This is a genomic window from Limnospira sp. PMC 289.06 (assembly GCF_032350395.1).
In the GTDB taxonomy this organism is placed as follows: Bacteria; Cyanobacteriota; Cyanobacteriia; order Cyanobacteriales; family Microcoleaceae; genus Limnospira; species Limnospira platensis.
Map to the genome: position 1 here is coordinate 1 of NZ_JARPLC010000315.1, position 1,367 is coordinate 1,367.

At 42.4% G+C, this 1,367-nt stretch carries 2 protein-coding genes and 1 pseudogene; 1 reads left to right on the top strand and 2 read right to left on the bottom strand.

Features of this window, described 5'->3' with window-relative positions; translation table 11 throughout:
* Nucleotides 1–192, top strand: a pseudogene (locus P5674_RS24775) (hypothetical protein); the annotation flags it as partial.
* A gap of 32 nt (nucleotides 193–224) precedes the next feature.
* On the opposite strand, the gene P5674_RS24780 reads toward P5674_RS24775, so the two are convergent.
* Together P5674_RS24780 and P5674_RS24785 are read right to left on the bottom strand one after the other, a co-directional pair.
* Nucleotides 225–758: a hypothetical protein gene (locus P5674_RS24780; RefSeq protein WP_315670400.1), complete on the bottom strand. Its 534-nt coding sequence runs from the start codon at nucleotides 756–758 to the stop codon at nucleotides 225–227.
* 256 nt (nucleotides 759–1,014) lie between these two features.
* Nucleotides 1,015–1,367, bottom strand: a 353-nt coding sequence (locus P5674_RS24785) for an HAD hydrolase-like protein (RefSeq protein WP_006615833.1), incomplete at its 5' end; no start/stop codon positions are given.

Genomic DNA, 1,367 nt, shown 5'->3' on the forward strand with positions numbered 1-1,367 from the left:
TTCCAGACTTTTGCTAAAAATAATAGCAAAGCCAAAATTAAAGTGTGGTTGAAATACCACATGAAAAATGGCCAGACTCCCTGTGAAAGCTTGATATTTAATTTAATTTTTGACCAAAATAAAAGTACCTGGCTTATCGATAGTGTAGAACCGAATAGTGTCATCCAAAATCCATACTGTGATGCCAGATAATCTAATCCATAATTCTCAAAATTCACATAAATTTACTCGATCCAATTCTGAACTTCTGGTAAGGGTAAATCTAAGGATTCGGCAATTTGTTCCGGTGTTAAACCGAGTTGACTTAGTTTCTCCACCGCCTTAAATTTAGTCTCTTGCAAGATATGTTCAACTATTTGGTCTTCATATATGGTATTTTTGACTGGAGATTCAGGATGGACTTTATCCTGATGTTCTAAATTAGCTGTTTCAGAATTATTGCAAAAATTAATATTACTAATTTTAACAGAATTATTGACAATATGATGCTGATAATTTACAAACCCTAAACGCTCAACTGTAGCGACTAAATTTGATTTATTAACATCTTGATCAAAGACTTTTGATAATAACTGCCACAGTTCGTAGCCTTTATCCTTGGCATGACCTGTACTACATCCGTACTGCTTGGCGATCGCACTATACTTGTCCCCATTCAGGACTCCCTTTAAAATCGCTAATTGCAGACTATCCAAGTGTTCCCCAGTTTGTTCAAACACAAACTCATCAATCGAGTTAACCACACTTTGCCACTCCATCACCTCTAAATTCTCCTTCCGAAACATCTCCTTTTTTATGATTATCCATCATAATCCCTGGCTCAAATCGTCGCCATAAAAGAATAAAGGGGTTGACAAGGGGAGGAGCGATCGCCTAGATTCAATGTATTCGTCTCCCATGGCTATACTCATGACTAAAAAATCAACAGCCAGAAGCACCAACTCAGACAGTTGAACCCAAATCAGTCAGCGACGCGATACTCCCAGCCCTAATTTGAGTGCAAAGTAGCCCAACTCAATAAACAGTTTCCCTAAGTCCCACCGTCTCCAAAAACTGCTGGGGGTGGGGAAGTGCATCCCAAACCCACCAAGAACCGCAATCTCTCAACTCTTCAGCGCCATGGTGTCCTGAAGCGATCGCGATCGCCCTCGCCCCAATCGCCCGCCCGCAGCGCACATCGTGGGGCGTATCACCAATAACATATAATCGCTCCGGGGAGACTTTCCCTAACTGTTGCTGGGCTAAAACCACAGCCCGTTGTGCAATTTCCACGCGATCGCGCGATCGCCCCGAAAACGCCCCCAGGGGAAAGTATGAATCCAGACCATAGTGAGCCAATTTAGCCCTTCCCCCGGCTTCCATATTTC